We start from the raw sequence: 22,223 nt of genomic DNA on the forward strand, positions 1-22,223 counted from the left end.
TTTCACATGTTAGTACCTGGTATGGTTTATTCGCATGAACATATTCCAATTGATCTATCAGAAGTTAAGCATAATGAGGACTGTCATCTTGATTCACAAGAACTCGTTATTAGTGAGTTTAAAGATCTGTATGCTAAAGGTGTTAGGAATGTTATTGATATGACAAACCGTGGTATGGGGCGAGATATTCCTTATGCACAAAAAGTTGCCAAAGAATCTGGTATAAATATTGTCCAATCAACAGGATTTTATCAGGATGCGTTTCTACCAGTTGAAGTCTTTAGACTATCTGTTAATCAATTAGCAGAAGGAATGATTAAGGACATTCAGGTAGGAATTAAGGGAACTGATATTAAAGCTGGTGTTATTGGTGAGATAGCAACGACTAAAGGTAAGTGGACAGAAGGAGAAGGAAAAGTTTTTGATGCTGCCGTTATAGCTCAAAAGGAAACTGGATGTCCAATCAGTACTCATACATCAATTGGAACTTTAGGACATGAACAAGTTAGCTATTTTGTACGAAACCATGCTGATTTGAGCAAGATTGTTATTGGACATGTGGATTTGTCAGCTAGTTCTGACTATGTAATCGATATGCTCAAAACAGGAATAAATGTAGAATTCGATACTATCGGAAAAAATAATTATTTAGCAGATTCAATCAGAGTACAGATGTTGAAAGATATTGAAAATGCGGGTTTTACTGATCAAGTTGTTATGTCGATGGATATTACTAGAAAATCTCATCTTAAAGATAATGGCGGTAATGGATATTCATATTTGCTTGATAACTTTGTTCCACAGCTTCAAGAAGCTGGTATTTCAGAAAAATTTATTCATAAGATGTTAGATGAAAATCCACAAAGAATCTACGGTGATTTTAATGCCTAAGTTTAAAACATATCCATTGGAAAGTATTTCTACAGATGAGGCTTTAGATAAGCAGTTTGAATTAGTAGATACAATGACACGTCATTTTGAAGGAAATGAATTGTTAAGTCAAGGTGACTTAGGAGTTGTTCCAGGACTGAATCAACCAAGATATACAAAAAAAGTAGAAGAAGTTTTGGCTGACTTTTTTGGAACTGAAGCAGCAATGTTAGTCAGAGGTTCAGGTACAGCAGCAATTAGAATGGCACTCCATTCAGTATTGAAGCCAGGAGACACATTATTGGTTCACCAAGCACCGATCTATCCGACTACCAAAGTATCTATTGATAGTATGGGTATTAAGACAGTGGCAATTGATTATAACAATATTCAAAGTCAGAGTATTCCAGCCAATATTTCTGGGATATTAATTCAATATACAAGACAGCAACCAGAGGACTCTTACTCTATGGAAGATGTCATTTCATATTTGAAGAATAAATATCCAAAGGTTCCAATTATTACGGATGATAATTATGCCGTTATGAAGGTTCACAAAATTGGGGTTGAACTAGGAGCAACGCTAAGTTGTTTCTCAACCTTTAAATTACTTGGTCCTGAAGGAATTGGATGTATTGTCGGAGATAAGAAGGAAATAGACCTATTACGTCAGGAGAATTATTCAGGTGGTTCGCAAGTACAAGGCCATGAGGCATTGGACGTGTTACGTGGGTTGACCTATGCACCAGTAGCATTGGCAAATCAGGCTAGGGTGGTGAATGAACTGGTTGAAAGACTGAATAGTAATGAAATACCTGAAATTGAGTCTGCATATGTTGCAAATGCTCAATCTAAAGTTTTATTAGTTGAATTTAAGAGACCTATTGCTCAAGAAATTTTGAAATATACTAATTCTTTAGGTGCCGCCCCTAATCCGGTTGGTGCAGAATCAAAATATGAAATAGTTCCAATGTTTTATCGAGTATCAGGAACATTTAAAGAGTATGATTCAGATTTACTTAAAACAACAATTCGTATTAACCCTTATAGATGTGGTGCAAAAACGATTATACGTATCCTTAAGGATAGTATTGGCAAGGCGGTGAAAGAATAATGTTTTTAAAACAGCTCAAAAAGCAGAATCCGGAATTGATCGATTTTGCCTTCAAACTCCATGAAACAGGTCAAATATTACCCGATACTTATATTATTGATTTGGATATGTTACATGAAAATACTGTCAAAATGGTTGCTGAGGCTAAAAAATATAATATAGAACTGCTTTATATGACTAAACAATTAGGAAGAAATCCAATTGTGGCTAGAGAAATTCAGTCTGCAGGAATAGAAAATGCTGTTGTAGTGGATTTTCGTGAAGCAGAAATTTTCATGGAAAATAATTTGAAATTGGGAAATGTTGGTCATTTAGTTCAAACACCCAAATCACTATTGGAGAAGATTATTTCATACGGAACAAAATATTTTACAATGTACTCCCTTGAAAATGCTATTGATTTGAATGAAGCTGCTAAATCGGTAGGGAAAATTCAGAAAGTTATTTTAAAAATTCAGGATACAAAGGATGATATATATCCCGGACAAGTTGGCGGATTTACTTTGAACGAATTAACTGATCAATTAGATAGTTTAAAAAAGTTATCTAATATTAAGATTGTTGGATTAACAACTTTTCCAGCTATTTTATTTGATGAAAAAACGTGTGATTATCATTCGACTTCAAACATGGACACCGTTAAAAAAGCTGAAAAATTATTCAGTAATCATAAAATTGATTGTTCAGTGGTTAGTTTGCCTTCAGCTACTGCTACAAAATCAATTAAATTAATTAAAGAATTAGGCGGTACGGAAGGAGAACCAGGGCATTCACTCACTGGAACAACACCAATGCACGCTATTAAAGATTTGCCGGAAAAACCCGCATATTGTTACGTGAGTGAAATATCCCATAGTTATGGAAAGCATAGTTTCATATATGGTGGAGGTTATTATCGTAGAGGTCATCTGAAGAATGCCATCATTAAAGATGGTACAAAAATTGATTCAGCTGAAGTATTACCGCTCGATAATTCAAGTATCGATTACTATTTAGAGCTGAATAAAAAGTTCAAGTCAGGGTTACCAGTAATAATGTCGACTAGAACACAAATGTTTGTTACCAGAAGTACAGTTGCTCTTGTTAGGGGGTTACATACAGGTAATCCAAGATTAATTGGATTGTATGATAGCCAAGGTCGAAAATTAGCGAAAGGAGTTAAATAGTATGGGAAAGTTTGGAGTTATTGTGTTAGATAGTTTTGGCGTTGGGGCAATGGATGATGTACCTAAAGTGCGCCCTGATGATATTGGAGCAAATACTGCTTTAAATATAATTAAAGCGGTTCCACAAATAAAAATACCAAATTTAATTAAACTAGGATTAATGAATGCAATTGGTGAGGAAAGAGGAGAATTTAAATTCTCTCCCACTGCTAATTGGGGAACTTCGAATCTGATGCATCATGGTGCTGACTCTTACTTAGCACATCAAGAAATAATGGGAACAAAGCCTAAAATGCCACTGTTACAGCCGTTCAATGAAGTTATTGATACTGTTGAAGAGCAAGTAAAAAAAGATGGATTCAGTGTTAAGAAATATGGTGATCCAGGACATCAGTTGTTACTTGTAAATGATTGTGCAACCATTGGTGATAATCTTGAAGCAGATCCAGGCCAAGTTTATAACGTCACTGCGGCATTGGATGAGATGCCTTTTGATGAGATTACAAGATTGGGTGAGTCGGTTAGAAGTGTTGTTAAAGTGTCGCGTGTTATTGCTTTTGGTGGACGTGAGGTAACTTTAAAAGAAATATTGAAAGCTCGTAAAGTTGAACATGAAAAGTATGTAGGGGTTTCAGCACCGGAGTCGGGTGTTTATAACGTAGACTATCATGTTATTCATTTAGGTTATGGAATTAATCCCAAGGTTCAGTTGCCTCAAATACTGCGTCGTTCTAATATTGATGTTGCATTGGTAGGAAAAACTGCAGATATTATCAATGTTGATACGGAGAGAAAGTTTCCTGGTGTGGATACAAATTATCTATTTGATAAATTTATTGAGCAATCTAAAGATATGAAAAATGGATTATTATTTATGAATATTCAAGAAACTGATTTAGCCGGGCATGCAGAAGATCCAGTCAGTTATGCTGATGTTTTAGAGAAAGCCGATAAGAAATTAAAAGAAGTCATACCATTATTTACAGGCGATGATATTTTGATAGTTATGGCCGATCATGGAGATGACCCAACAATTGGATTTACACTTCATACCCGTGAGCGTACACCATTATTGATTTATAAGGAAGGAAAGCATAATAAGTATGTCGGTGACAGATCAACACTTTCGGATGTTGGTGCTACAGGTGCTGATTATTTTAATGTAGATGCTCCAGAAAATGGGAAGAGTTTTTTGCATAGAATTATCGACGGTACAGATATTGGTGATTAAAAAAGCGCAAAAAAAGAGCTAGGTGACCACACCTAGCTCTTTCTTCGATACAGAACAACTGAGAATTGTTGTCCATAAAAGCTGTATCATCTTTAGTATAACAATAATCTGTTCTAATAGATAGATTTATTTTGATAAACAAAGCGAATGACAATTTGAGAAATGACAAAAAGTAAAATTAAATAATCGCTTAATTGTATGCATTTAATTGAATTGATTATATAATTATTCAAAAGAATCTATCGGAGGTTCAAATTATGACACGTAAAGTTATTTTGTTTATCGCCGAAACCTTAGACGGTTACATTGCTGAAGAAGATGGCAATATTGATTATTTGATTGATAGCGACTTTACTTCTGGTGAAACGACAGATCATGAGTATGAAAAGCTTGTTAAACACGTTGATACGGTGGTTATGGGGCGTAAAACGTATGAACAGGTGGCTAATAAGTTATCTCCAAATAATTATCCATATGATGATTATGAAAATTATATTTTAACAACTCATCCGACTGAAAGTCTTGATAATATTCATTTCATTCGAGACAACGCGATCGATTTAGTGGAAATGTTAAAAGGGCAACCTTCGAAAAAAGATATTTGGATTATTGGTGGAAGTAGCATTATTGCACCACTAGTTAACGCTGATTTAATTGATACTTATCAAATTGGAATCGTACCAATCGTTTTGGGGAAGGGTATTCCGTTATTCTCTGATAAAACTAAATTTAAAGAATTGAATTTAGAATCAGCTAAGAAAATTAATGGGATTGCATATTTAACTTATAGTAAATAAAAAAGAAGAAAAATCCTTAAAATTGGGATTTTTCTTCTTTTGTTTTATAGTCGATTAATTTTTAGTAAAAGAACCAGTCATCAACACTAATATAAGAGCTAACATTCATTTCAGGATCACGGAGTGGTTGATAGAAGAACCATTTGTTGTAAGTAGGTTCGGGCAAGATTTGATTAAAGACCATATGAACAGCAGGAACATAAGTATTTCTAGCAACTTCAACATAAATTTCGCCAAAAGTATTAACTATGCACTTACCAATCTTCCATTTTGAGCCTTCAGGCAGATTAGGACTTTCCGAAATATAACCAGTGTTTTCATTAATGGTAATTGTTCCATTGTGAGAACGTGTAGTTACTGTACCAATTAATGGTGTTTGTACAGGATTTTGAACATCAGATAAAGTAGCATAGTTGTATTGAATGTACTCGTTAGTTGCCACTTGGTAGAGTGGTGAATCATGAATATAAATAGTATTGCCCACAGCCCATTCTGTGTTAGGACTTAGCGCTCTGTTAGTAATTTTTGTTCCATCGGAAGTGTAAAGCCAGATTGAACCTTGTCTAGTAACCGTCGTCGCAATTTTCGCAGCTTGAGTATCGTTTTGTGATGTTAAAACTGCACCGGTTGCGGCAAATAAAAACATAGCGATAAACGTCAGAATTTTAGATAATTTCAATTTTGAATCCCCCTATAATTTTTTAGAATCTCGATAGCTTCATCGACTGTTTGATATTCAAAAATGTCCTTAAAATAATCCGTCCCATTGATCATGGCTGACAACTGGCTCTTAGTTGAATTATGCAAAATGACCACAGGTTTATGCAATCTTTCCGCATAGCCCAACTCATAACCAACACCCAAACTAGGATTGGAAGTCTCAGCCACAACTAAATCTGTTTCTTTGAGCCAATTAATATCGCGGTCACGAATATATTTATCATCTGTCTGACTTTGACTAGTGACTGATAAGTTATCATTCCCGATATGTTCTGTTAAAACCTGATTATCTTGATTGAGAAAATCGATTAATTTTTGATAAATTTTCACATCGCTTCGACCGCCGCGAATTGACGCTGCAAAGTAAATTTTCATATTCATTCTCCAATCTTTTCTTTGAGTGTTTTCAAAAACAATTGGTCGACTTCGGGTAAGGTTCTTTTTTTACTCCAAATCAAAGTATTAGGATCGGTCAATTCTGGAGATAATGGTCGAAAAGTCAATTCGCTGTCAGGTGAAATATCAACGAGGTGTTCATAAGTCAATGCCATACAGGCTCCTGTTTTAACCAATAAGCTGGCATTGAAAATTAGATTGTAGGAGCCAATGAAATTGTATTGATCATATAATCCTTGGCTCCACTTTTTGAAATCACGATGATGCTTGATTTGTCTGGAAGCAATCAAAGGTCGACCAAGTAAATCACGCGACTGAATTGTTTGCTTCGAAGCTAATTGTTCATCCTGACGCATTAAAATCCCCCAGCGATTAGACTCAGGTAAGGACAAAGTGTGGTAGTTTCCCAATTCATGATGTCCCATGATGATACCAAATTCCAAAATACCACTGTCCAAAGCCGACTCAATCACTGTATGATCGCCACTATTAAAGTTAACTTGAATTTCAGGATATTTATGGATGATGTCATGTACGGTGTCCATTACACATTGGACGGCGATACTTTCACCAGCCCCAATGTCTAAGGTTCCACTGACAATATCTTGTTTTTGTAGGTTATAGGTTGTTTTATCAACCAAATTGACGATTTCTTGCGCGCGTTCTAATAAATAATAGCCATCTTGAGTTAGTTGAATTTGTCTTTTGCCACGGATAAATAATTGTGTGCCAAGACTGGTTTCTAAATCGGCAATTTGACGAGATAAGGCTGGTTGAGAAATATGCAATAAACGGGCAGCTCGGGAGATATTTTGTTCCTGAGCAATAGCTAAAAAGTAACGTAAAACTCTTACATCCATTGATAGACTCCTATTATAACAAAAAGGTATGATTAACAATTCATGATAAGTATTTAACATTATAGTAATACCTTTGTATACTGATTTCAATCAGTGAGGTGTTAAAGATGAAATCAGAAATGGACGTGGGAACTAAAGCCTACGAACAAATTGAAAAAATTAATCATAGGAATCAACTTTTAGTTCAACAATTAAATGACACGCCACATACACAACCGGAAATACGAAAATTGGTCAGTCAAATTACAAATGAGAAAATTGATGAAACGACCGAAATTAGATTGCCATTTTATACAGATTTTGGACAAAATTTGCATCTTGGTAAAAATGTTTATATCAGTAATTGCTCGATGTTTGTTGATTTGGGTGGGATTTACATTGGCGATAATGTTTTGATTGGACCTAATGCCACGATTACATCGGTTAATCACCATATTAATCCTGAACAAAGACGTCATTTGAAATTTAAATCAGTTTATATTCACGACAACGCTTGGTTAGGTGCTAATGTCACTGTGACCCCAGGAACGACTATCGGTGAAAATGCAATTGTAGCCGCTGGGGCAGTGGTAACAAAAAATGTTCCTGCTAATACGATTGTCGCCGGGATACCTGCACGAGTGATTAAAACAATTAAGGAGAAAAATTAATGAGTTTAAAAGATAAAGTAGTAGTTATTATGGGAGCCTCCAGTGGTATTGGTGCCGCCACAGCTAATTTGTTGGCTAAACAAGGTGCAAAGTTAAGCATTGCTGCTCGGAGATTAAATCGTTTGGAAGAAATTAAACAACAAAATACAGGCGCTGAAATCAAAACTTTTGAAGCAGACGTAACTAAAGCTGATGAGGTTCAAAAAGTTATTGATGGGACGGTTGCAGCATATGGTCGAATCGATGTTTTATTCAATAATGCTGGGATTATGCCAGTAAATAATTTGGACCAATTAGCTCATGATGAATGGCAAAATATGCTTGATATTAATGTAAAAGGTATCTTGAACGGGATTGCTGCAGCCTTACCAGTTATGAAGCAACAAAAGAGCGGGCATGTAATTACCACATCATCAGTTTTAGGCTATGAAGTTTTACCTGGTTATGCAGCTTATTCGGGAACAAAATATGCGGTTCGAGCAATCATGGAAGGTTTGCGCCAAGAAGAGCATGCCAATAATATTAAAACAACAATTATTGCTCCAGGTTCTGTAAAAACGGAATTGTTTAATTCTATTAATAATAAGGAAGTTCGTGAAGGAATAGTTGACGCGATGAAACAGCCGGGTGCCGAAATGATGGCTTTACAACCAGAAGAAATTGCTCAAGCAGTAGCCTTCGCAATTGATACCCCAGCTAATATGGCTGTTAATGAAATGGTAATTCGTCCTACAGGACAAGAAGTTTAATGAATAGGAGAGAAAAATATGTCAATTTTTGATGAAACAATTACATTAAATAACGGAGTTAAAATCCCTAAGTTAGCTTTGGGTGTTTGGGAAATCCCTGATGATAAAGTAGCTGATGCCGTCAAGAGTGCCGTTGATATCGGTTATCGTCATATTGATACAGCTCAAGCTTATGGCAATGAACGAGGTGTTGGTGAAGGTGTTCGTAATGCTAGTGTTAGCCGTGATAAAATTTTTGTAAATTCTAAGGTTGCCGCTGAGATTAAAAATTACGATGAAGCTAAGCGGTCAATTGACGAAACCTTGAGTAAGATGGATTTGGATTATTTGGATATGATGATTATTCATAACCCTCAACCTTGGAATGAAGTTAACCAAGGCAATGATCGTCACTTTGAAGGTAATTTGGAAACATGGCGTGCGATGGAAGATGCTGTCAAAGCTGGTAAGTTAAAGACTATTGGTGTCTCAAGTTTTGATAAGGAAGATTTGGATAATTTAATTAAAAATAGTTCAACTAAACCAGCAGTCAATCAAGTGCAGATTCATATCGGCGATACACCAATGGATATTATCAAATATTCTCAAGCTAATGATATTGCAGTCGAAGCATTTTCACCTGTTGCCCATGGTGCAGCTTTGAAGGATGAACGCATTAAGCAAATGGCTGCTAAATATAATGTCAGCGTGCCACAATTGTGCATTCGTTATGATTGGCAATTGAACGTAATTGTCTTGCCTAAGTCAGCCAATCCTGAACATATGAAGGATAATGCAGAATTGGATTTTGAAATTTCTGATGAAGATATGAAGATTTTAATGGAGATTGATCAAATGGATTATGGTGAGGCTAGCGTCTTTCCAGTCTTTGGTGGCAAGCTTTAAAAGATAAGTCCGCCGGAGGGCGAGGCTGATTGTGGCTGCTGTGGGACCGGTCTGAGCCAAGGTCTCAGACCTCGATTTTGAGCTTCGCAAAAAGCGCGAATCTCAAAATACGTCCGTGGCGTAAGAGTCGCTACGCAACTCTAACGGCCACCTTCACTGCTGGCACAATCACCCTCGCCCTCCGGCTCCATTTAAATATGCAGCCAATACCTTCATTTGAAGTTTGATGGATTGATTTAATTAGTAATTTAAAAATTTGAATGAAAAAAATGCGAAGATCTTTTAAGGGTCTTCGCATTTTTTATTCAATCAATAGGTTGAAATATATTATAAATTTTAGTTATTTGAAATCTTCTTGATAATCTTGAATGTAGTTTTCAATAGTTTTTGGCTCGTGTCCAAGAACTTTTTCAGCAGTATCGGTGACTTCTTTGGCATTACCTAGCTGTGTAATTAAATAAAGCATGACCATGACGTTAACGAAGTCTTTTTTCATTCCTCGTTGTAACATTACTTTTCTGAATTTCCATAAACTTGGTTGGCTGTAAGTTATTGGTGTTCCCAAAACTTTAGTCATTATTTGGGCAATCTCGTGATATGACAAAGCCATTGGTCCAGTGATATTTAGCTTTTGATTCAGATATTTGTCATCTAATAAGGCAATTCCAGCTATCTCTCCGATATCTCTAGTATCAATGAAACTAGTTCGTGAATTTCCGGCAGGGATGAATAGGTCGTGATTTTCTTTTATATCGAATTGATGAGTTGTATTGAGATTTTGCATGAAGAAACTTGGTCTGATGAAAGTGTAGGGCAGGTCCATGTCTACAATCATTTGTTCGATTTGATGATGTGGTGTCATGGGATTTTTCTCAACACCTAATAGAGAAATGAAGACGATTTGCTCAATATTTTGTGTTTTGACGTATTTTAGAAAGGGCAACATATCTTTTTTTGGATTAGCCAACTGTGGCGGCCTTACGAAGAAGACTTTATTAACTCCAGTAAGTGCTGTTTCAAAAGTGGATGAATCTAAGAAATCAAAGTGTCTAACTTCCACATTATTATATTCCTGAAATTCTTGGGTAGCTTTGGCAAGGTTATGTGCTCCGGCAACGGTTGGAACGTTATGTTGATTCAAATATTGGACCAAGGGATATCCGATATTACCAGTTCCGCCAATTACTAAAATTTTATTTGTCATTATAATTTCTCCTATCTGATTAACTTTATTATATTCATTTTTTGATAACAGTATTAGAATAATCATAATTTGAAAAAGAGGTTGATTAAATGGATGTCGAAATAAAGCGTGATGGATTAACATTAAGAGGAACTTTTGAAAAACCTGTAGCTGACAAATTTAATTTAGTAGTTTTGATGCACGGTTTTACGTCTGATCGAGGGATGAATCCAGACCAATTATTGTATCAATTAGCTAAAAATTTTGAGGAAAAAGGGTTGGCAACGTTACGCTTTGATTTTAATGGTCATGGTCAGTCAGATGGTAAGTTTGAAGATATGACTGTTCTGAATGAAATCGGTGATGCCAAGGCTATTTTGGACTATGCTCGACAAATTGATGGTGTTGAAAAAATTTATTTGTTGGGTCACTCACAAGGTGGAGTTGTTGCTAGTATGATAGCCGGATACTATCCAGAAAAGATTGCTAAATTAGCACTTTTGGCTCCAGCGGCCACTTTGAAAGATGATGCGTTAAAAGGTGATACTCAAGGCTTTACATATGATCCACATAATATTCCCGATACTTTACCAATTAAAAAGGGCCTAACTTTAGGTGGATTTTATTTACGAACAGCTCAAACTTTACCTATTTATGAAGTGGCACAATTGTATCGAGGACCAGTTTGTTTAGTTCATGGATTGAAAGATACAGTCGTAAATAAGATTGCTTCAACACGTTATGATGATGTTTACGCCAACGATACTTTGCATTTGTTAGATGATGCTGACCATGGCTTTAACATTGGTAATTCACGACGAGAAGCTCTGGATATTGCGACAGATTTTTTCCTTCAATAAGTTCTATGAGTTTTAAAATTATCTTTATCTATTGATAAATGTCATAATGATATTAGATAATAAATTTGAAGGTGGGGTTGATAAAATGACAGATAAACAATTTACACTTGAGGAATTGAAAAAATATAATGGTGAAAATGGCAATCCAGCATATGTAGCAATCGATGGTACTGTTTATGATGTAACTGATGTGGAACCATGGCAAGGTGGCAAGCATCACGGAAATGTTGCTGGAAACGATTTGTCTGAAGCAATTATGAAATCGCCACATAAACATTCCGTTTTAGCTAAGTTAAATGAAGTTGGCAAATTAGCCTAAAAGAATATAAATTAATCACTAAATAGGTCTTAGTAATCTCAAAATAGATTGCTTTGGCTTATTTTTTTATGGATAAATCAAATCATAAGTAAAACTTATCAATCACTATAGAAATCACAATTGGTTAAATTCTGTTTTGCTAGTAATATAATCACCGTAAGTTAAATCAAAGAAATATTTATATAAAATAAATTTAAGGAGATTTTGAATTATGAGAGCAGCAACTTTTATTGAACCAGGAAAAATGGAAGTTAGAGACTATCCAATGCCAACAATTCAAAAACCAACTGATGCAATTATCAAAATCATTCGGGCTTGTGTCTGCGGTTCGGATTTATGGTGGTACCGTGGAATTTCTAAACGGGAAGCTGGTTCAACAGTTGGTCATGAAGCCATTGGTATTGTGGAGTCAGTTGGCTCAGAAGTTACAGACGTTAAAGTTGGTGATTTTGTCATCGCACCATTTACACATGGGTGTGGTCACTGTGCCGCTTGTTTAGCAGGATTTGATGGGGATTGTTTGAACAAAGAAGCCGGTGGCAATGGCGGTTATCAAGGTGAATATTTACGTTTTATTAATGCTAACTGGGCTCTAGTTAAGATCCCCGGTCAACCAGAAGATTACTCTGATGAAATGCTCAATAATTTCTTAGCTTTAGCAGATGTAATGGCAACTGGTTTCCATGCTGCAAAGAGTGCCGAGGTTAAAAAAGATGATACCGTCGTAGTTATGGGTGATGGTGCCGTTGGTTTGAGTGGGGTCCTTTCAGCAAAACTACTTGGAGCTAAGAGAATTATTGCTATGAGTCGTCATGAAGATCGTCAAAAGTTAGCTAAGGAATTTGGTGCAACTGATATTATTGCTGAACGTGGCGATGAGGCGGTTGAAAAAGTTATGGAATTAACAAAGACTGGGGCTGATGCCGTGCTGGAATGTGTCGGAACTGAACAGTCAGTTGATACAGCAGTTAAAGTCGGTCGTCCCGGAGCAATCGTTGGCCGTGTTGGTGTTCCCCAAAAGGCAGAAATGAATACTAATAATTTATTCTGGAAAAATATTGGACTTCGTGGCGGAATTGCCTCAGTTACAACAGATGATAAAGAAATTTTATTAGATGCTGTTTTAAGTGGGAAAATTAATCCGGGTAAAGTCTTCACGAAACGATTTGATCTTGATCATATTCAAGATGCTTATGAAGCAATGGACAAGAGAACTGCTATTAAATCATTATTAATTATTAATAAATAAGAAGGTATTTTAAAATGACAAATGTATTAATTATTGGTGCAACTGGAACAATCGGTGGTGCTGTGCGTCAAACACTTTTAAAAGAAACAGATGATCAACTAACTTTATTTGCTCGTAGTGCTAGTCGTTTGAGTGTTAGTGATCGTGAAAAAGTCGTTGCTGGAGATGTGATGAAAGATGCAGATCTAGATAATGCTATGGCTAATCAAGATGCTGTTTTTGTTGCGTTGAGTGGTCCACTGGGACAATTTGCGAAAAAGATTGTTGCTGCAATGGATCGAAATAATGTTTCACGATTATTATTTATTACTTCGATGGGTATTTATAATGAAATTCCTGCTTCGGTTGGTAGTAACGGTAATTTGGAAAACAATAGTGTACTTCGTTCTTATCGTGAAGCGGCTGATGTAGTCGAAGGATCTGACTTGAACTATACCGTTATTCGTCCGGGTTGGTTTACTAATGGTCCAGTTAATTATGAAATTACTCGTAAGGGTGAACCTTTTGGTGGACATGATGTTTCAATCAGTTCAATCGCTGATTTTGTTAAAAATGCGGTGGCTGATGAAACTTATTACTCACATGATAGTGTTGGTTTGAATACAAAGTAAGAGAGACAAAACATGTTCCGCTTTCGAGCATTAAGGTAAATGACTCCAGTAATCCAGTTTCGGATTGCTGAAGTCATTTTTTAAGCAGAAAAAGATTTGCTTTGTGATATTCTCATTCTTGCTTATAAGAAACGCGTGGTGCCGGTTGATTTTTGACTAGGGGTTTAAAATTACTTTTAAAATACAAATATAATTCCATATCCTATAACTTTAGCCCTCAGTAACATGATAATACTGAAAATTGTTCACTATTGGTTTAAAAATAAAGAATAAACTAGCCGGAAAGAGCAAGAGATTTTGGTTGCTGTGCAGGTGGCGTTAACACTTTAGTGTTTACACCACGGGACGACTTTTGAAACTCGCGATTTGTGCGAGGTTCAAAAGCGAGCCGAAAGACCTTGGCTTTCGGCGGTCCCCATAGCGACCAAAATCTCTTGCTCTTGGAGGCGGAATATTTAACTAGCACTACGCATTAAATATATTGATATAATGATAAAAAAAGATGAATTTGAGGCAAGCTTATGTTTCAACAAATGCAATATTTTATCGCTATCGTCAAAAATCATAGTTTCACTCAGGCGGCAGTCGAGTGCAATATTTCGCAATCGGCTATTTCTCAACAAATGAAAGAGCTAGAGAGCTATTTAGGTGTGAAGTTACTAGAACGTAAAGGTCGCAGTTTTGAAGTAACTGAAGCTGGACAATATTTCTATACCCACAGTCAGGACATTTTGGCTGATGTGGAGCAACTAGTTCATAATACTGTCAAAATTGTCAAAAATGATGAAGTCGAGTTGAATGTTGGCTATTTGAGAAGTTTTGGAACAACTGAATTTCTACAGACCGTTTCTCAATTCACCCAAACTTATCCTAAAGTTAAAATTCATATTACTAGTGGCAATCATGAAGAACTGTATAAACTTTTACGGACTGGTCAAATTGATTTGAATTTTTCAGATCAACGTCGAGCCTTGTCGAATGAATATCAAAATGAATTTTTAACAGCTAGTGAATTTATGGTTGCAGTCAGCCGATCATTGCCTGTAGAAACTGAAAAAATTGATGTTGAAGATTTAGCCGACTTATCATGTATCTTAATTTCCGATAGTGATAATCCAACCACTGATGAGACATATTATCGAGATATTTTAGGTGTCAAAAGTAATTTTATTTTTGCTAAGAATTACGATGAAGCACAAATGTTAGTGGCATCTAATCAAGGTTATTTGATTATCAATGCTCGAATGCAAAAGCAAATGAATCCCGACATTGTCAAAATGATCAAGTTAGTTAAAGGCAATCGCAAGTTAGAACAAAAATATTATGCTTACTGGAAAGCTAATAATTCCGGCTTTTATATTGAAACCTTTGCCGATTTATTGAAGAGGAGTTTTGTATAAGTAATACTTATCAATCGTCATTGGAATTGGAATAGCTCTAGTGCGGTCAACAAGGTATCATCTTTCTTGTAAATGAAATCAGAAAGTGTGAATATGATGACTGATAAAGAAACAATTGTGCAATTATATCGTGACGAAAATACAGCTATGGTTGAAAAAGACCTCAATAAATTAAATGAAATTTTGGCTTCAAGTATGAAATTAACTCATATGACAGGATATGTTCAACCAAAATTAGAGTGGATTGACCAGATTCAAAATGATGAAATGCAATATTTCGCTTCACATGAAGAAGCTATTAAAGATATTGAAATTGATGATGATAAAGCTAGTTTAGTTGGACAGAATCAAGTTCAAGCTAAAATCTGGGGTGGTGGGGTTAATACTTGGCCACTACAGATGAAGATGTATTTTGCTAAACAAAATGGCAACTGGATTATTACTAATCAGGTCGCCAGTACTTACTAAGCTAACTAGTGTATACAAAAGGGATATTACGAGAAATAAAATTTCTGTGATATCCCTTTTGTGTATTATTTACTGATTTTTAAAACATCTTCAAGTGGTTCACGCTTGGATTGATAAGTATTAATTTTAATATCTTCGGCATAACCAAGTGAAATACCCACAACAATTGTTTCATCTTCGGGAATATCTAATTGTTTCCGAAGAACTTCAGGAAAACGGACACTGTTGTAATTAGGAATCGTATCTAATCCCTTATCTTTCGCGGCCAACATAATTGTTTGACCAAAAGAACCCATATCAAAAACGGACCAAAGAGATGAATCCTTTGGCATAGTTAAAAATAAAATTACAGGTGCGTAATTAAGATGTTCACTGGCATCGGACATAATGTGATGTGCCTCATCAAAGTCAGCAAAATGATGAACAATTTCGTGACGCCACTGTTTCATATTGGCTTGAGTACGATTGTTCCAGTCATCACGATGCATGACCGGAAAATCGGGATGAGATTTTTCATTCAAGTGGTCTTTTTGCTCATAATCAGCTTTAATTTGTTCCAAAGTTTTGCCAGTTGCAGCATAGACTTTCCAAGGTTGAGAATTAACCCATGAAGGAGCCAGTTGAGCTAGTTTGATAATTTCTTTTATGTCAGACGTAGCGACACTTTTTTGACTAAAGTGTCGAACCGAGTGACGTTTTTTTACAACTTCAATTAAATCCATAGTAATTTTTTTAATCCTTTTCCTATTTAACGATATTTGTGGCAATTTTGCTTAATGAAATATTACGAGGGGTAAAAGTTTCAGTAGTTTGTCCTAGGGTCATGGCAAAGAGAGGCTTGAAACCATCTGGGATAACATTCTCGGGAATTGAACCGAGACAAGCCATATTATAATTGGCACCTAGACCCTGGTTTTCAGCGGCTAGTTCCATATTGTGAACGATGGTACCAGCCGAATTGCCTTCCATTAAACCATTATTAGTAGAAGAGACGACAATAACAGTGGGTGCATCATAAATTCCAGTTAGTTTTGATAAAACTTCTGGTTTTTGAATAACGGTTAAACGATAATCTTCAAATTTTCCTAAACCAACGGATCCAGCGTTGGCAGCTAATAAAATATTATTTAATTGTTCATCACTAATTTGACCAGTGTATTGACGAACAGCTTTACGTGATTTAATCATTTCAAAAGTTTCCATAGTAAAACCTCCAAATTATGTATTGTCTTAATGATAATTCTTTTCATATTATTGTGCACAATGAAGTTAATGGTCACATAAGCTTTAGTGAATGAGAGTAATAATTCTATGCTATTAATTGTACATAAAACTTCAAACGTAATTGATAAAAACCTAAAAATCCAATTTTCTTCAATTATAATTGAAGAAAAACGGAACATCGTTTTATTTGGGACATATCCAAGTTTTTGATAGACTACAATTGTTGGCGTATAAGTGTTTTTATTTTAACTATTAGTTTTATATTGAAAGTAAGATATCTTAAAGATTATAATAAATTAGAAGTAAATTAAAAAACGATTAAAAAAGGGGAACTTATGACTGAAATAACACGCTTTTATGATAAATTTCAACCAAGTCGCTATGATGTCTTCATCGATATCAACCGTGGTACAAAACAATTTTCTGGTAAAACTGTTATTGATGGTGAGGCTAAGGTGCCATCAATTTCTATTCACCAAAAGTATCTGAATATTGAAACGGTCCAAGCTGACGGAAAAGATGTTCCATTCACAACTGACGATAACAATGATGCTATTAATATTGATTTGCCAGCAGCTGGTGAAACAACTTTGACAATCACTTACAATGCTAAATTGACTGACTCAATGATGGGTATTTATCCTTCATATTACGAAGTTAATGGCGAAAAGAAACAAATTATCGGTACGCAATTTGAAACTACTTTTGCTCGTCAAGCCTTTCCATGTGTCGATGAACCTGAAGCTAAAGCTAAATTTGATATGGCTATCAAGTTTGATGAACAACCTGGTGAAACAATTCTAGCTAATATGCCTGAAATTAGAACGGAAAATGGAATTCACTATTTTGATACAACTGTTAGAATGTCAACTTACTTAATTGCCTTTGCCTTTGGTGATCTTCAAAGTAAAGTTACAACAACTAAGAGTGGTGTTGAAGTGGGTGTTTTCGCTACTAAAGCTCACAAAGCTAATGAATTAGATTTTGCTTTGGACATTGCTAAACGTGCCATTGAGTTTTATGAAGATTTCTATCAAACGCCATATCCACTTCCACATTCATGGCAATTGGCACTTCCTGATTTCTCAGCTGGTGCGATGGAAAACTGGGGTCTTGTAACTTATCGTGAAGCTTATTTGATGGTTGACCCTGATAATACTTCACTTGATACAAAACAACTTGTTGCAACAGTCATTACTCACGAATTAGCTCACCAATGGTTCGGTGATCTTGTTACTATGAAGTGGTGGGATGACCTATGGTTGAACGAAAGTTTTGCCAACATGATGGAATACGTTGCTGTTGATGCGATTGAACCTGACTGGCATGTTTGGGAAATGTTCCAAACTTCTGATGTTCCAGCTGCTTTACAACGTGATGCCACTGATGGTGTGCAATCTGTTCACGTCCAAGTTAATAATCCAGCTGAAATTGACGCTTTGTTTGACTCAGCTATTGTTTACGCTAAAGGTGCCCGAATGTTAGTTATGGTTCGTGCCTTGCTAGGCGACGATAACTTACGTGCTGGTTTGAAGAAATACTTTGAAGCTCACAGTTATGGCAATGCTAAAGGCGATGACCTTTGGAATGCTTTAGGTGATGCTTCTGGTATTGATGTTGGTTCAATTATGCACTCATGGCTCGAACAACCAGGCTATCCAGTTGTTTCTGCTAGTGTCGTTGATGGTAAGATTACATTGTCACAGCAACAATTCTTCATTGGTCAAGGACAAGACGAAGACCGCCTATGGCAAATTCCTTTGAACAGTAACTATGGTGCTGCTCCTAAGATTATGGCTGACAAGGAGGTCGTTGTCGGTGATTACGCTGAATTACACAAGGATGCTAACGAACCATTCCGCTTGAATGTCGGCAATAACTCTCACTTTATCGTTAAATATGATGAAACTTTGTTGAAAGATATCTTGGATAATATCGATTCAATCGACAATATTTCACAACTTGGTATTTTACAAGATCTTCGTTTGTTGGCCGATGCACGTGAAATTTCTTACGCCTCAATCGTGCCATTATTGAATAAATTTGCTCAAAGTCATTCGACAGTTGTTAATGCAGCATTGTATCGTGTCGCTAACAATTTGAAGAAGTTTGTTCAATCTGGTTCTGCTGAAGAGAAGAATTTGAAAGCTTTATTTGATAAATTAAGTGCTAAGCAAGTTGCTCGTTTAGGTTGGGAGCCACAAGCCGGCGAATCGAATGATGATCAATTGACACGTCCATTTGTTTTAAACGCTGCTTTGTACGCTGAAAACCCTGATGCTGTTGCTAAGGCGCATGAAATCTTTACTAATAATAAAGATAATTTAATTGGCTTGTCAGCAGATATTCGTCTCTTCGTTTTGAGAAATGAAGTGAAGAATTATGGTAGTGCTGAATTGTTTGATAAGTTATTAGCTGATTACGTAAAGACAGCAGATCCAAGTTACAAAGCTGACTTGTCTGTAGCCATTACAAGTACACCAGATAGTGAATTGATCAATAAATTGGTTGGTAAATTTGAAGATGCTGACACAATCAAGCCACAAGATTTGCGTTCATGGTATCGTGGAACTTTGGCTAACGAAAAAGCCCAACAAGCTGCTTGGGACTGGATCAGAAACGATTGGTCATGGCTTGAAAAGACAGTTGGTGGAGATATGGAATTCTCAACATATATTACCGTTACATCAATGGTCTTCCACACGCCAGAACGTTTAGCTGAATTCAAAGCCTTCTTTGAACCAAAAGTTAATACACCTGGTTTAACACGTGAAATTCAAATGGATATCAAGATTGTTGAAACAAATGTCAACTTGATTGAAGATGAAAAAGACGCTGTTAATAAAGCTATTGCTGAAAATAAATAGTTAACAAATTGGAAAATAAACTTATCTTATTATAGATAGGTTTATTTTTTTTTACTTTTTTTGAAATAAAAATAAAACTAATGTGGTGATTTTATAATAATTGTGTGTATATAATAATGGCAACAAGAGTTATATGGGAATATAAAAACTGTGAGGGCAGCAAAATGAAGAATATTCTAAGGCTATTTTGTGTAGCCTTTTTTGTGGTAATTGTGGGGTTGGGATGTCAATATGTAGACGTTGAGGCTGAAGGTTCTGAGGCAGCTCTTAAAGAACAGACGACAGGGCTGGATAGTGCACCTGACAATTTAGGACTTGATTCTAATTTATTTACTAAAGCTGATTTTAGTAAATTTACTGGTAAAACGACAAACAACATGGCATCCTTGGTTAAATCAAATGGTGTTTCTAATGGGGCTATCAGAATGACTTACAATACAAGTCAAGCAGGGGCGATTTGGTCCAATGTAGGTGGCGGTAATTATATCGATATTACTAAAAGACAAACATTATCTATGTGGTTATATTTTGGACCCACAAGTCATATTGAAAGTGGTGGTTTTGGTGATGGTATGGCTTTTGTATTACAAAACTCGAGTGATGGTGAGAATGCATTTGCTCATAAAGGGTCTAAACTGGGGATTGGTGAATCTTTGGGTGTTTGGGGAATGGACGATGATTCCACTGTGCATGATGTTCAGACGGTCGCTAACTCAGCAATTCAACATAGCTGGGCTTTGGAATTTGATGATCATACAAATAATGGAGGAACCCCAGGTGGTGCAGATTCCTTTGATAAAAATGTTAATGGATCTCATATTGCATATGGTTATCCTGCGGATAGTAAAACTTATAACTACGTTCCTTATGGGTTTCTTACAGGGGGCAATTATTTTACACAAAACCATACAAGTGTAATTCCAATTACATTACATGATGGAAATTGGCATCATTTATCTATTGTTTGGGATCCCGTAACTTTTCAAGCACAGTTTGCTTTTAACGACAAGAATCGTGATGGAACTAATACCTCAAATCCGATTAAGTTTAGTTCTCCGGTAATTGATAGAACGGAATTTGGCGTTGTTCCCGATAATCATTTGCGTTGGGGTTTTACCGCAACAACAGGGGATGATTTTCAGGCTAACTTAATTGCCTTGGAATCTATCCCATCGTCAGTTGAAGGGGATGTAAGTACATCTATAACGGATGTGACGCAGGGCAATTCCAATGTTTCTAAGGATGGGAATGTAAGTTCTAATGATCAACTATCAATTAATTATATTTTTAAATATATGAGTGGACGTGATTCTTGGCAAAATATTCATGGTGATATAAATCTACCCAAGAATATTACTTATAAACCTGATGCGGACGGTAATATAGGTACTATTACGTATAGCACTGGAGTCTCGTACCCAATTTCTGCTAGTCAATTATCTGGAACAAAAATCAGTGGCTATGCACTTCCTGAGAGTTTATTAGATGATGGGGATATAGCAACGATTTCTATTAATGGAGTTGCTAATTCAGTTGCTTCTGATACTGTTGTTGCATCAGAACATACAAAATTTGATAGTGATAACTTGATTAGTAATGTTGATACACCTTCCTTTACTATTAAAAAAGCAGGCCCAATGGGTTTAACTTTGGATCAGAGTAATATTTCGGTAAGCCCTAATACTGACGCTACAATTACAGGAACAGTATATTATACTGATGGAACACCGGTTAAAAATTCATCAATAACAATTTTTACGACTTTGAATGGAGAAACCTACGAGAATTTTTTAATGAGTGATGATGAGAAAACGGGACGTTTTACATTTACAATTCCGGCAAAAGATTTGACACAAGATACTAATACACTGGAATTTCTTGCAGGCGACCCGCAGCATAATCTGACTCCGATTGTTAAAGCAACTGTTTCTAAAAAAGGCGAATTATCGTTAACGGTTAATAAAGCATATGAGTTTGGTGACATGAATAATGTATCTGAATCTCGTTTAATTTCTCGGAAAGGTAATTGGGACATTTTAGTTAATGATGGGCGTGAAGCTGGCCCTGATAGTAAGTGGAGTTTGTCGGCTTCAACGTCTGGTTTAACAAGTAGTGGTAATAAGTTTAATGGAGACATGATTTTCCGTAACAGTAACGGTATTGAAAATATTTTAACTGGTAATAATGTTAATATTGCTAGCGGCGTTAAAAACCAAACTGGACAACAAATTACGAATATTGCTAGCGATTGGGATAATTCAGATGGGATTTTCCTACGTAGTAATGGATTAACCCCGGCTGGTCAATATTCTGGTGAGATTGATTGGACTTTATCAGATGTGGTTTAAATGAAAGAGAGTGGGACAAAACATGTTCAGCTTTCGAGCATTAAGGCAAATGTCCCCAGTAATCCGATTTTGGATTGCTGGGGACATTTGTTTTAAGCGGAAAAAGCTATGTTTTGTTCCACGTTTATGCTGCATGTTTAAAGACGACAATAGTTTTGTCTCAAACTCTTTTTTTATTGTACTTTTTATTTTAATACTATTTTAAAAATATAATTAAGCTAACCTAACTTTGTTATTGAAATCACCATGTAATATA

Annotated in this window: 22 protein-coding genes; 16 read left to right on the plus strand and 6 right to left on the minus strand. The window is 35.8% G+C overall.

The genetic code is table 11. The annotated features are described in order from the left end of the window. Window positions 1-6: 6 nt before the first annotated feature. From D1B17_RS00970 to D1B17_RS00990, 5 genes are all read left to right on the plus strand, one after another. On the plus strand, window positions 7-891 hold the full coding sequence (locus D1B17_RS00970) for a phosphotriesterase family protein (RefSeq protein ID WP_120143712.1): 885 nt from the start codon (window positions 7-9) through the stop codon (window positions 889-891). Continuing rightward, window positions 884-1,984 carry an aminotransferase class V-fold PLP-dependent enzyme gene (locus tag D1B17_RS00975; RefSeq protein WP_120144332.1) on the plus strand — a complete coding sequence of 367 codons (1,101 nt, stop codon included), beginning with the start codon at window positions 884-886 and terminating at the stop codon, window positions 1,982-1,984. Before D1B17_RS00970 ends, D1B17_RS00975 begins: the two co-directional genes overlap by 8 nt. Beyond that, on the plus strand, window positions 1,984-3,150 hold the full coding sequence (locus tag D1B17_RS00980; protein ID WP_120143710.1) for a YhfX family PLP-dependent enzyme: 1,167 nt from the start codon (window positions 1,984-1,986) through the stop codon (window positions 3,148-3,150). The genes D1B17_RS00975 and D1B17_RS00980 overlap by 1 nt, the downstream gene beginning before the upstream one ends. A gap of 1 nt (window position 3,151) precedes the next feature. Then, window positions 3,152-4,381 carry a phosphopentomutase gene (locus D1B17_RS00985; RefSeq protein ID WP_120143707.1) on the plus strand — a complete coding sequence of 410 codons (1,230 nt, stop codon included), beginning with the start codon at window positions 3,152-3,154 and terminating at the stop codon, window positions 4,379-4,381. A gap of 257 nt (window positions 4,382-4,638) precedes the next feature. After that, window positions 4,639-5,178 (plus strand): dihydrofolate reductase family protein, encoded by a 540-nt coding sequence (locus D1B17_RS00990; RefSeq protein ID WP_120143705.1) that lies wholly within the window; start codon window positions 4,639-4,641, stop codon window positions 5,176-5,178. 61 nt (window positions 5,179-5,239) lie between these two features. Here the strand turns inward: D1B17_RS00990 and D1B17_RS00995 are convergent, their stop codons facing one another. From D1B17_RS00995 to D1B17_RS01005, 3 genes are read right to left on the minus strand one after another with little or no spacing between them, the layout of a single operon-like run. Beyond that, window positions 5,240-5,857 carry a hypothetical protein gene (locus D1B17_RS00995; protein ID WP_120143702.1) on the minus strand — a complete coding sequence of 206 codons (618 nt, stop codon included), beginning with the start codon at window positions 5,855-5,857 and terminating at the stop codon, window positions 5,240-5,242. Next, the gene (locus D1B17_RS01000) at window positions 5,854-6,273 is read right to left on the minus strand and encodes a nucleoside 2-deoxyribosyltransferase (RefSeq protein WP_120143700.1); all 420 of its coding nucleotides are present in this window, start codon (window positions 6,271-6,273) and stop codon (window positions 5,854-5,856) included. The genes D1B17_RS00995 and D1B17_RS01000 overlap by 4 nt, the downstream gene beginning before the upstream one ends. Before the next feature lie 2 nt (window positions 6,274-6,275). Further along, on the minus strand, window positions 6,276-7,154 hold the full coding sequence (locus D1B17_RS01005) for a LysR family transcriptional regulator (RefSeq protein ID WP_120143697.1): 879 nt from the start codon (window positions 7,152-7,154) through the stop codon (window positions 6,276-6,278). 107 nt (window positions 7,155-7,261) lie between these two features. Here D1B17_RS01005 and D1B17_RS01010 point away from each other — a divergent pair, with 107 nt between their 5' ends. Genes D1B17_RS01010 through D1B17_RS01020 form a run of 3 tightly spaced genes read left to right on the plus strand, consistent with a single transcriptional unit; the run spans window position 7,262 to window position 9,438 of the window. Next, window positions 7,262-7,804 (plus strand): sugar O-acetyltransferase, encoded by a 543-nt coding sequence (locus tag D1B17_RS01010; RefSeq protein ID WP_120143694.1) that lies wholly within the window; start codon window positions 7,262-7,264, stop codon window positions 7,802-7,804. Further along, a complete protein-coding gene (locus tag D1B17_RS01015; RefSeq protein WP_120143692.1) occupies window positions 7,804-8,553 on the plus strand; it encodes an SDR family oxidoreductase in 750 nt (249 codons plus the stop codon). Before D1B17_RS01010 ends, D1B17_RS01015 begins: the two co-directional genes overlap by 1 nt. 18 nt (window positions 8,554-8,571) lie before the next feature. Further along, window positions 8,572-9,438 (plus strand): aldo/keto reductase, encoded by an 867-nt coding sequence (locus tag D1B17_RS01020; RefSeq protein ID WP_120143689.1) that lies wholly within the window; start codon window positions 8,572-8,574, stop codon window positions 9,436-9,438. Between the two features lie 340 nt (window positions 9,439-9,778). On the opposite strand, the gene D1B17_RS01025 is transcribed toward D1B17_RS01020, so the two are convergent. Then, entirely contained in the window at window positions 9,779-10,642 is an 864-nt protein-coding gene (locus tag D1B17_RS01025) for an SDR family oxidoreductase (protein ID WP_120143687.1), read from the minus strand. Window positions 10,643-10,731: 89 nt separating this feature from the next. Between D1B17_RS01025 and D1B17_RS01030 the strand changes: the two genes are divergently transcribed. The 6 genes from D1B17_RS01030 to D1B17_RS01055 all read left to right on the plus strand — a co-directional run bounded on the left by D1B17_RS01030 (window position 10,732) and on the right by D1B17_RS01055 (window position 15,528). Then, window positions 10,732-11,481, plus strand: coding sequence for an alpha/beta hydrolase (locus D1B17_RS01030; protein WP_120143685.1), 750 nt, complete (start codon window positions 10,732-10,734; stop codon window positions 11,479-11,481). Window positions 11,482-11,566: 85 nt separating this feature from the next. Continuing rightward, on the plus strand, window positions 11,567-11,800 hold the full coding sequence (locus D1B17_RS01035; protein ID WP_120143683.1) for a cytochrome b5 domain-containing protein: 234 nt from the start codon (window positions 11,567-11,569) through the stop codon (window positions 11,798-11,800). A 211-nt stretch (window positions 11,801-12,011) separates the two neighbouring features. Then, window positions 12,012-13,049 (plus strand): zinc-dependent alcohol dehydrogenase family protein, encoded by a 1,038-nt coding sequence (locus D1B17_RS01040; protein ID WP_120143681.1) that lies wholly within the window; start codon window positions 12,012-12,014, stop codon window positions 13,047-13,049. Window positions 13,050-13,063: 14 nt separating this feature from the next. Beyond that, window positions 13,064-13,660: an NAD(P)H-binding protein gene (locus D1B17_RS01045; RefSeq protein WP_120143679.1), complete on the plus strand. Its 597-nt coding sequence runs from the start codon at window positions 13,064-13,066 to the stop codon at window positions 13,658-13,660. 521 nt (window positions 13,661-14,181) lie between these two features. After that, window positions 14,182-15,060: a LysR family transcriptional regulator gene (locus D1B17_RS01050; protein ID WP_120143677.1), complete on the plus strand. Its 879-nt coding sequence runs from the start codon at window positions 14,182-14,184 to the stop codon at window positions 15,058-15,060. 72 nt (window positions 15,061-15,132) lie between these two features. After that, window positions 15,133-15,528 (plus strand): nuclear transport factor 2 family protein, encoded by a 396-nt coding sequence (locus tag D1B17_RS01055; protein ID WP_420868399.1) that lies wholly within the window; start codon window positions 15,133-15,135, stop codon window positions 15,526-15,528. A 65-nt stretch (window positions 15,529-15,593) separates the two neighbouring features. Here D1B17_RS01055 and D1B17_RS01060 read toward each other — a convergent pair whose 3' ends face one another. Continuing rightward, window positions 15,594-16,250: a nitroreductase gene (locus D1B17_RS01060; protein WP_120143675.1), complete on the minus strand. Its 657-nt coding sequence runs from the start codon at window positions 16,248-16,250 to the stop codon at window positions 15,594-15,596. Between the two features lie 22 nt (window positions 16,251-16,272). Beyond that, window positions 16,273-16,731, minus strand: a complete 459-nt coding sequence (locus D1B17_RS01065) for a nitroreductase family protein (RefSeq protein WP_120143673.1) — start codon at window positions 16,729-16,731, stop codon at window positions 16,273-16,275. A 356-nt stretch (window positions 16,732-17,087) separates the two neighbouring features. On the opposite strand from D1B17_RS01065, the gene D1B17_RS01070 reads away from it, so the two are divergent. Both D1B17_RS01070 and D1B17_RS01075 read left to right on the plus strand, forming a co-directional pair. Next, window positions 17,088-19,619 carry a M1 family metallopeptidase gene (locus tag D1B17_RS01070; protein WP_120143671.1) on the plus strand — a complete coding sequence of 844 codons (2,532 nt, stop codon included), beginning with the start codon at window positions 17,088-17,090 and terminating at the stop codon, window positions 19,617-19,619. A 164-nt stretch (window positions 19,620-19,783) separates the two neighbouring features. After that, window positions 19,784-21,967 carry an L-type lectin family protein gene (locus D1B17_RS01075; protein ID WP_120143669.1) on the plus strand — a complete coding sequence of 728 codons (2,184 nt, stop codon included), beginning with the start codon at window positions 19,784-19,786 and terminating at the stop codon, window positions 21,965-21,967. The last annotated feature ends 256 nt before the right edge of the window (window positions 21,968-22,223 follow it).

The organism is Companilactobacillus zhachilii, from assembly GCF_003606365.2.
In the GTDB taxonomy this organism is placed as follows: Bacteria; Bacillota; Bacilli; order Lactobacillales; family Lactobacillaceae; genus Companilactobacillus; species Companilactobacillus zhachilii.

Bases quoted from the DNA above. Each gene is read 5' to 3' on its own strand.
- D1B17_RS00970 (WP_120143712.1), top strand. From the start codon at position 7: ATGTTAGTACCTGGTATGGTTTATTCGCATGAACATATTCCAATTGAT.
- D1B17_RS00975 (WP_120144332.1), top strand. From the start codon at position 884: ATGCCTAAGTTTAAAACATATCCATTGGAAAGTATTTCTACAGATGAG.
- D1B17_RS00980 (WP_120143710.1), top strand. From the start codon at position 1,984: ATGTTTTTAAAACAGCTCAAAAAGCAGAATCCGGAATTGATCGATTTT.
- D1B17_RS00985 (WP_120143707.1), top strand. From the start codon at position 3,152: ATGGGAAAGTTTGGAGTTATTGTGTTAGATAGTTTTGGCGTTGGGGCA.
- D1B17_RS00990 (WP_120143705.1), top strand. From the start codon at position 4,639: ATGACACGTAAAGTTATTTTGTTTATCGCCGAAACCTTAGACGGTTAC.
- D1B17_RS01000 (WP_120143700.1), bottom strand. From the start codon at position 6,273: ATGAAAATTTACTTTGCAGCGTCAATTCGCGGCGGTCGAAGCGATGTG.
- D1B17_RS01005 (WP_120143697.1), bottom strand. From the start codon at position 7,154: ATGGATGTAAGAGTTTTACGTTACTTTTTAGCTATTGCTCAGGAACAA.
- D1B17_RS01010 (WP_120143694.1), top strand. From the start codon at position 7,262: ATGAAATCAGAAATGGACGTGGGAACTAAAGCCTACGAACAAATTGAA.
- D1B17_RS01015 (WP_120143692.1), top strand. From the start codon at position 7,804: ATGAGTTTAAAAGATAAAGTAGTAGTTATTATGGGAGCCTCCAGTGGT.
- D1B17_RS01020 (WP_120143689.1), top strand. From the start codon at position 8,572: ATGTCAATTTTTGATGAAACAATTACATTAAATAACGGAGTTAAAATC.
- D1B17_RS01025 (WP_120143687.1), bottom strand. From the start codon at position 10,642: ATGACAAATAAAATTTTAGTAATTGGCGGAACTGGTAATATCGGATAT.
- D1B17_RS01030 (WP_120143685.1), top strand. From the start codon at position 10,732: ATGGATGTCGAAATAAAGCGTGATGGATTAACATTAAGAGGAACTTTT.
- D1B17_RS01035 (WP_120143683.1), top strand. From the start codon at position 11,567: ATGACAGATAAACAATTTACACTTGAGGAATTGAAAAAATATAATGGT.
- D1B17_RS01040 (WP_120143681.1), top strand. From the start codon at position 12,012: ATGAGAGCAGCAACTTTTATTGAACCAGGAAAAATGGAAGTTAGAGAC.
- D1B17_RS01045 (WP_120143679.1), top strand. From the start codon at position 13,064: ATGACAAATGTATTAATTATTGGTGCAACTGGAACAATCGGTGGTGCT.
- D1B17_RS01050 (WP_120143677.1), top strand. From the start codon at position 14,182: ATGTTTCAACAAATGCAATATTTTATCGCTATCGTCAAAAATCATAGT.
- D1B17_RS01055 (WP_420868399.1), top strand. From the start codon at position 15,133: ATGAAATCAGAAAGTGTGAATATGATGACTGATAAAGAAACAATTGTG.
- D1B17_RS01060 (WP_120143675.1), bottom strand. From the start codon at position 16,250: ATGGATTTAATTGAAGTTGTAAAAAAACGTCACTCGGTTCGACACTTT.
- D1B17_RS01065 (WP_120143673.1), bottom strand. From the start codon at position 16,731: ATGGAAACTTTTGAAATGATTAAATCACGTAAAGCTGTTCGTCAATAC.
- D1B17_RS01070 (WP_120143671.1), top strand. From the start codon at position 17,088: ATGACTGAAATAACACGCTTTTATGATAAATTTCAACCAAGTCGCTAT.
- D1B17_RS01075 (WP_120143669.1), top strand. From the start codon at position 19,784: ATGAAGAATATTCTAAGGCTATTTTGTGTAGCCTTTTTTGTGGTAATT.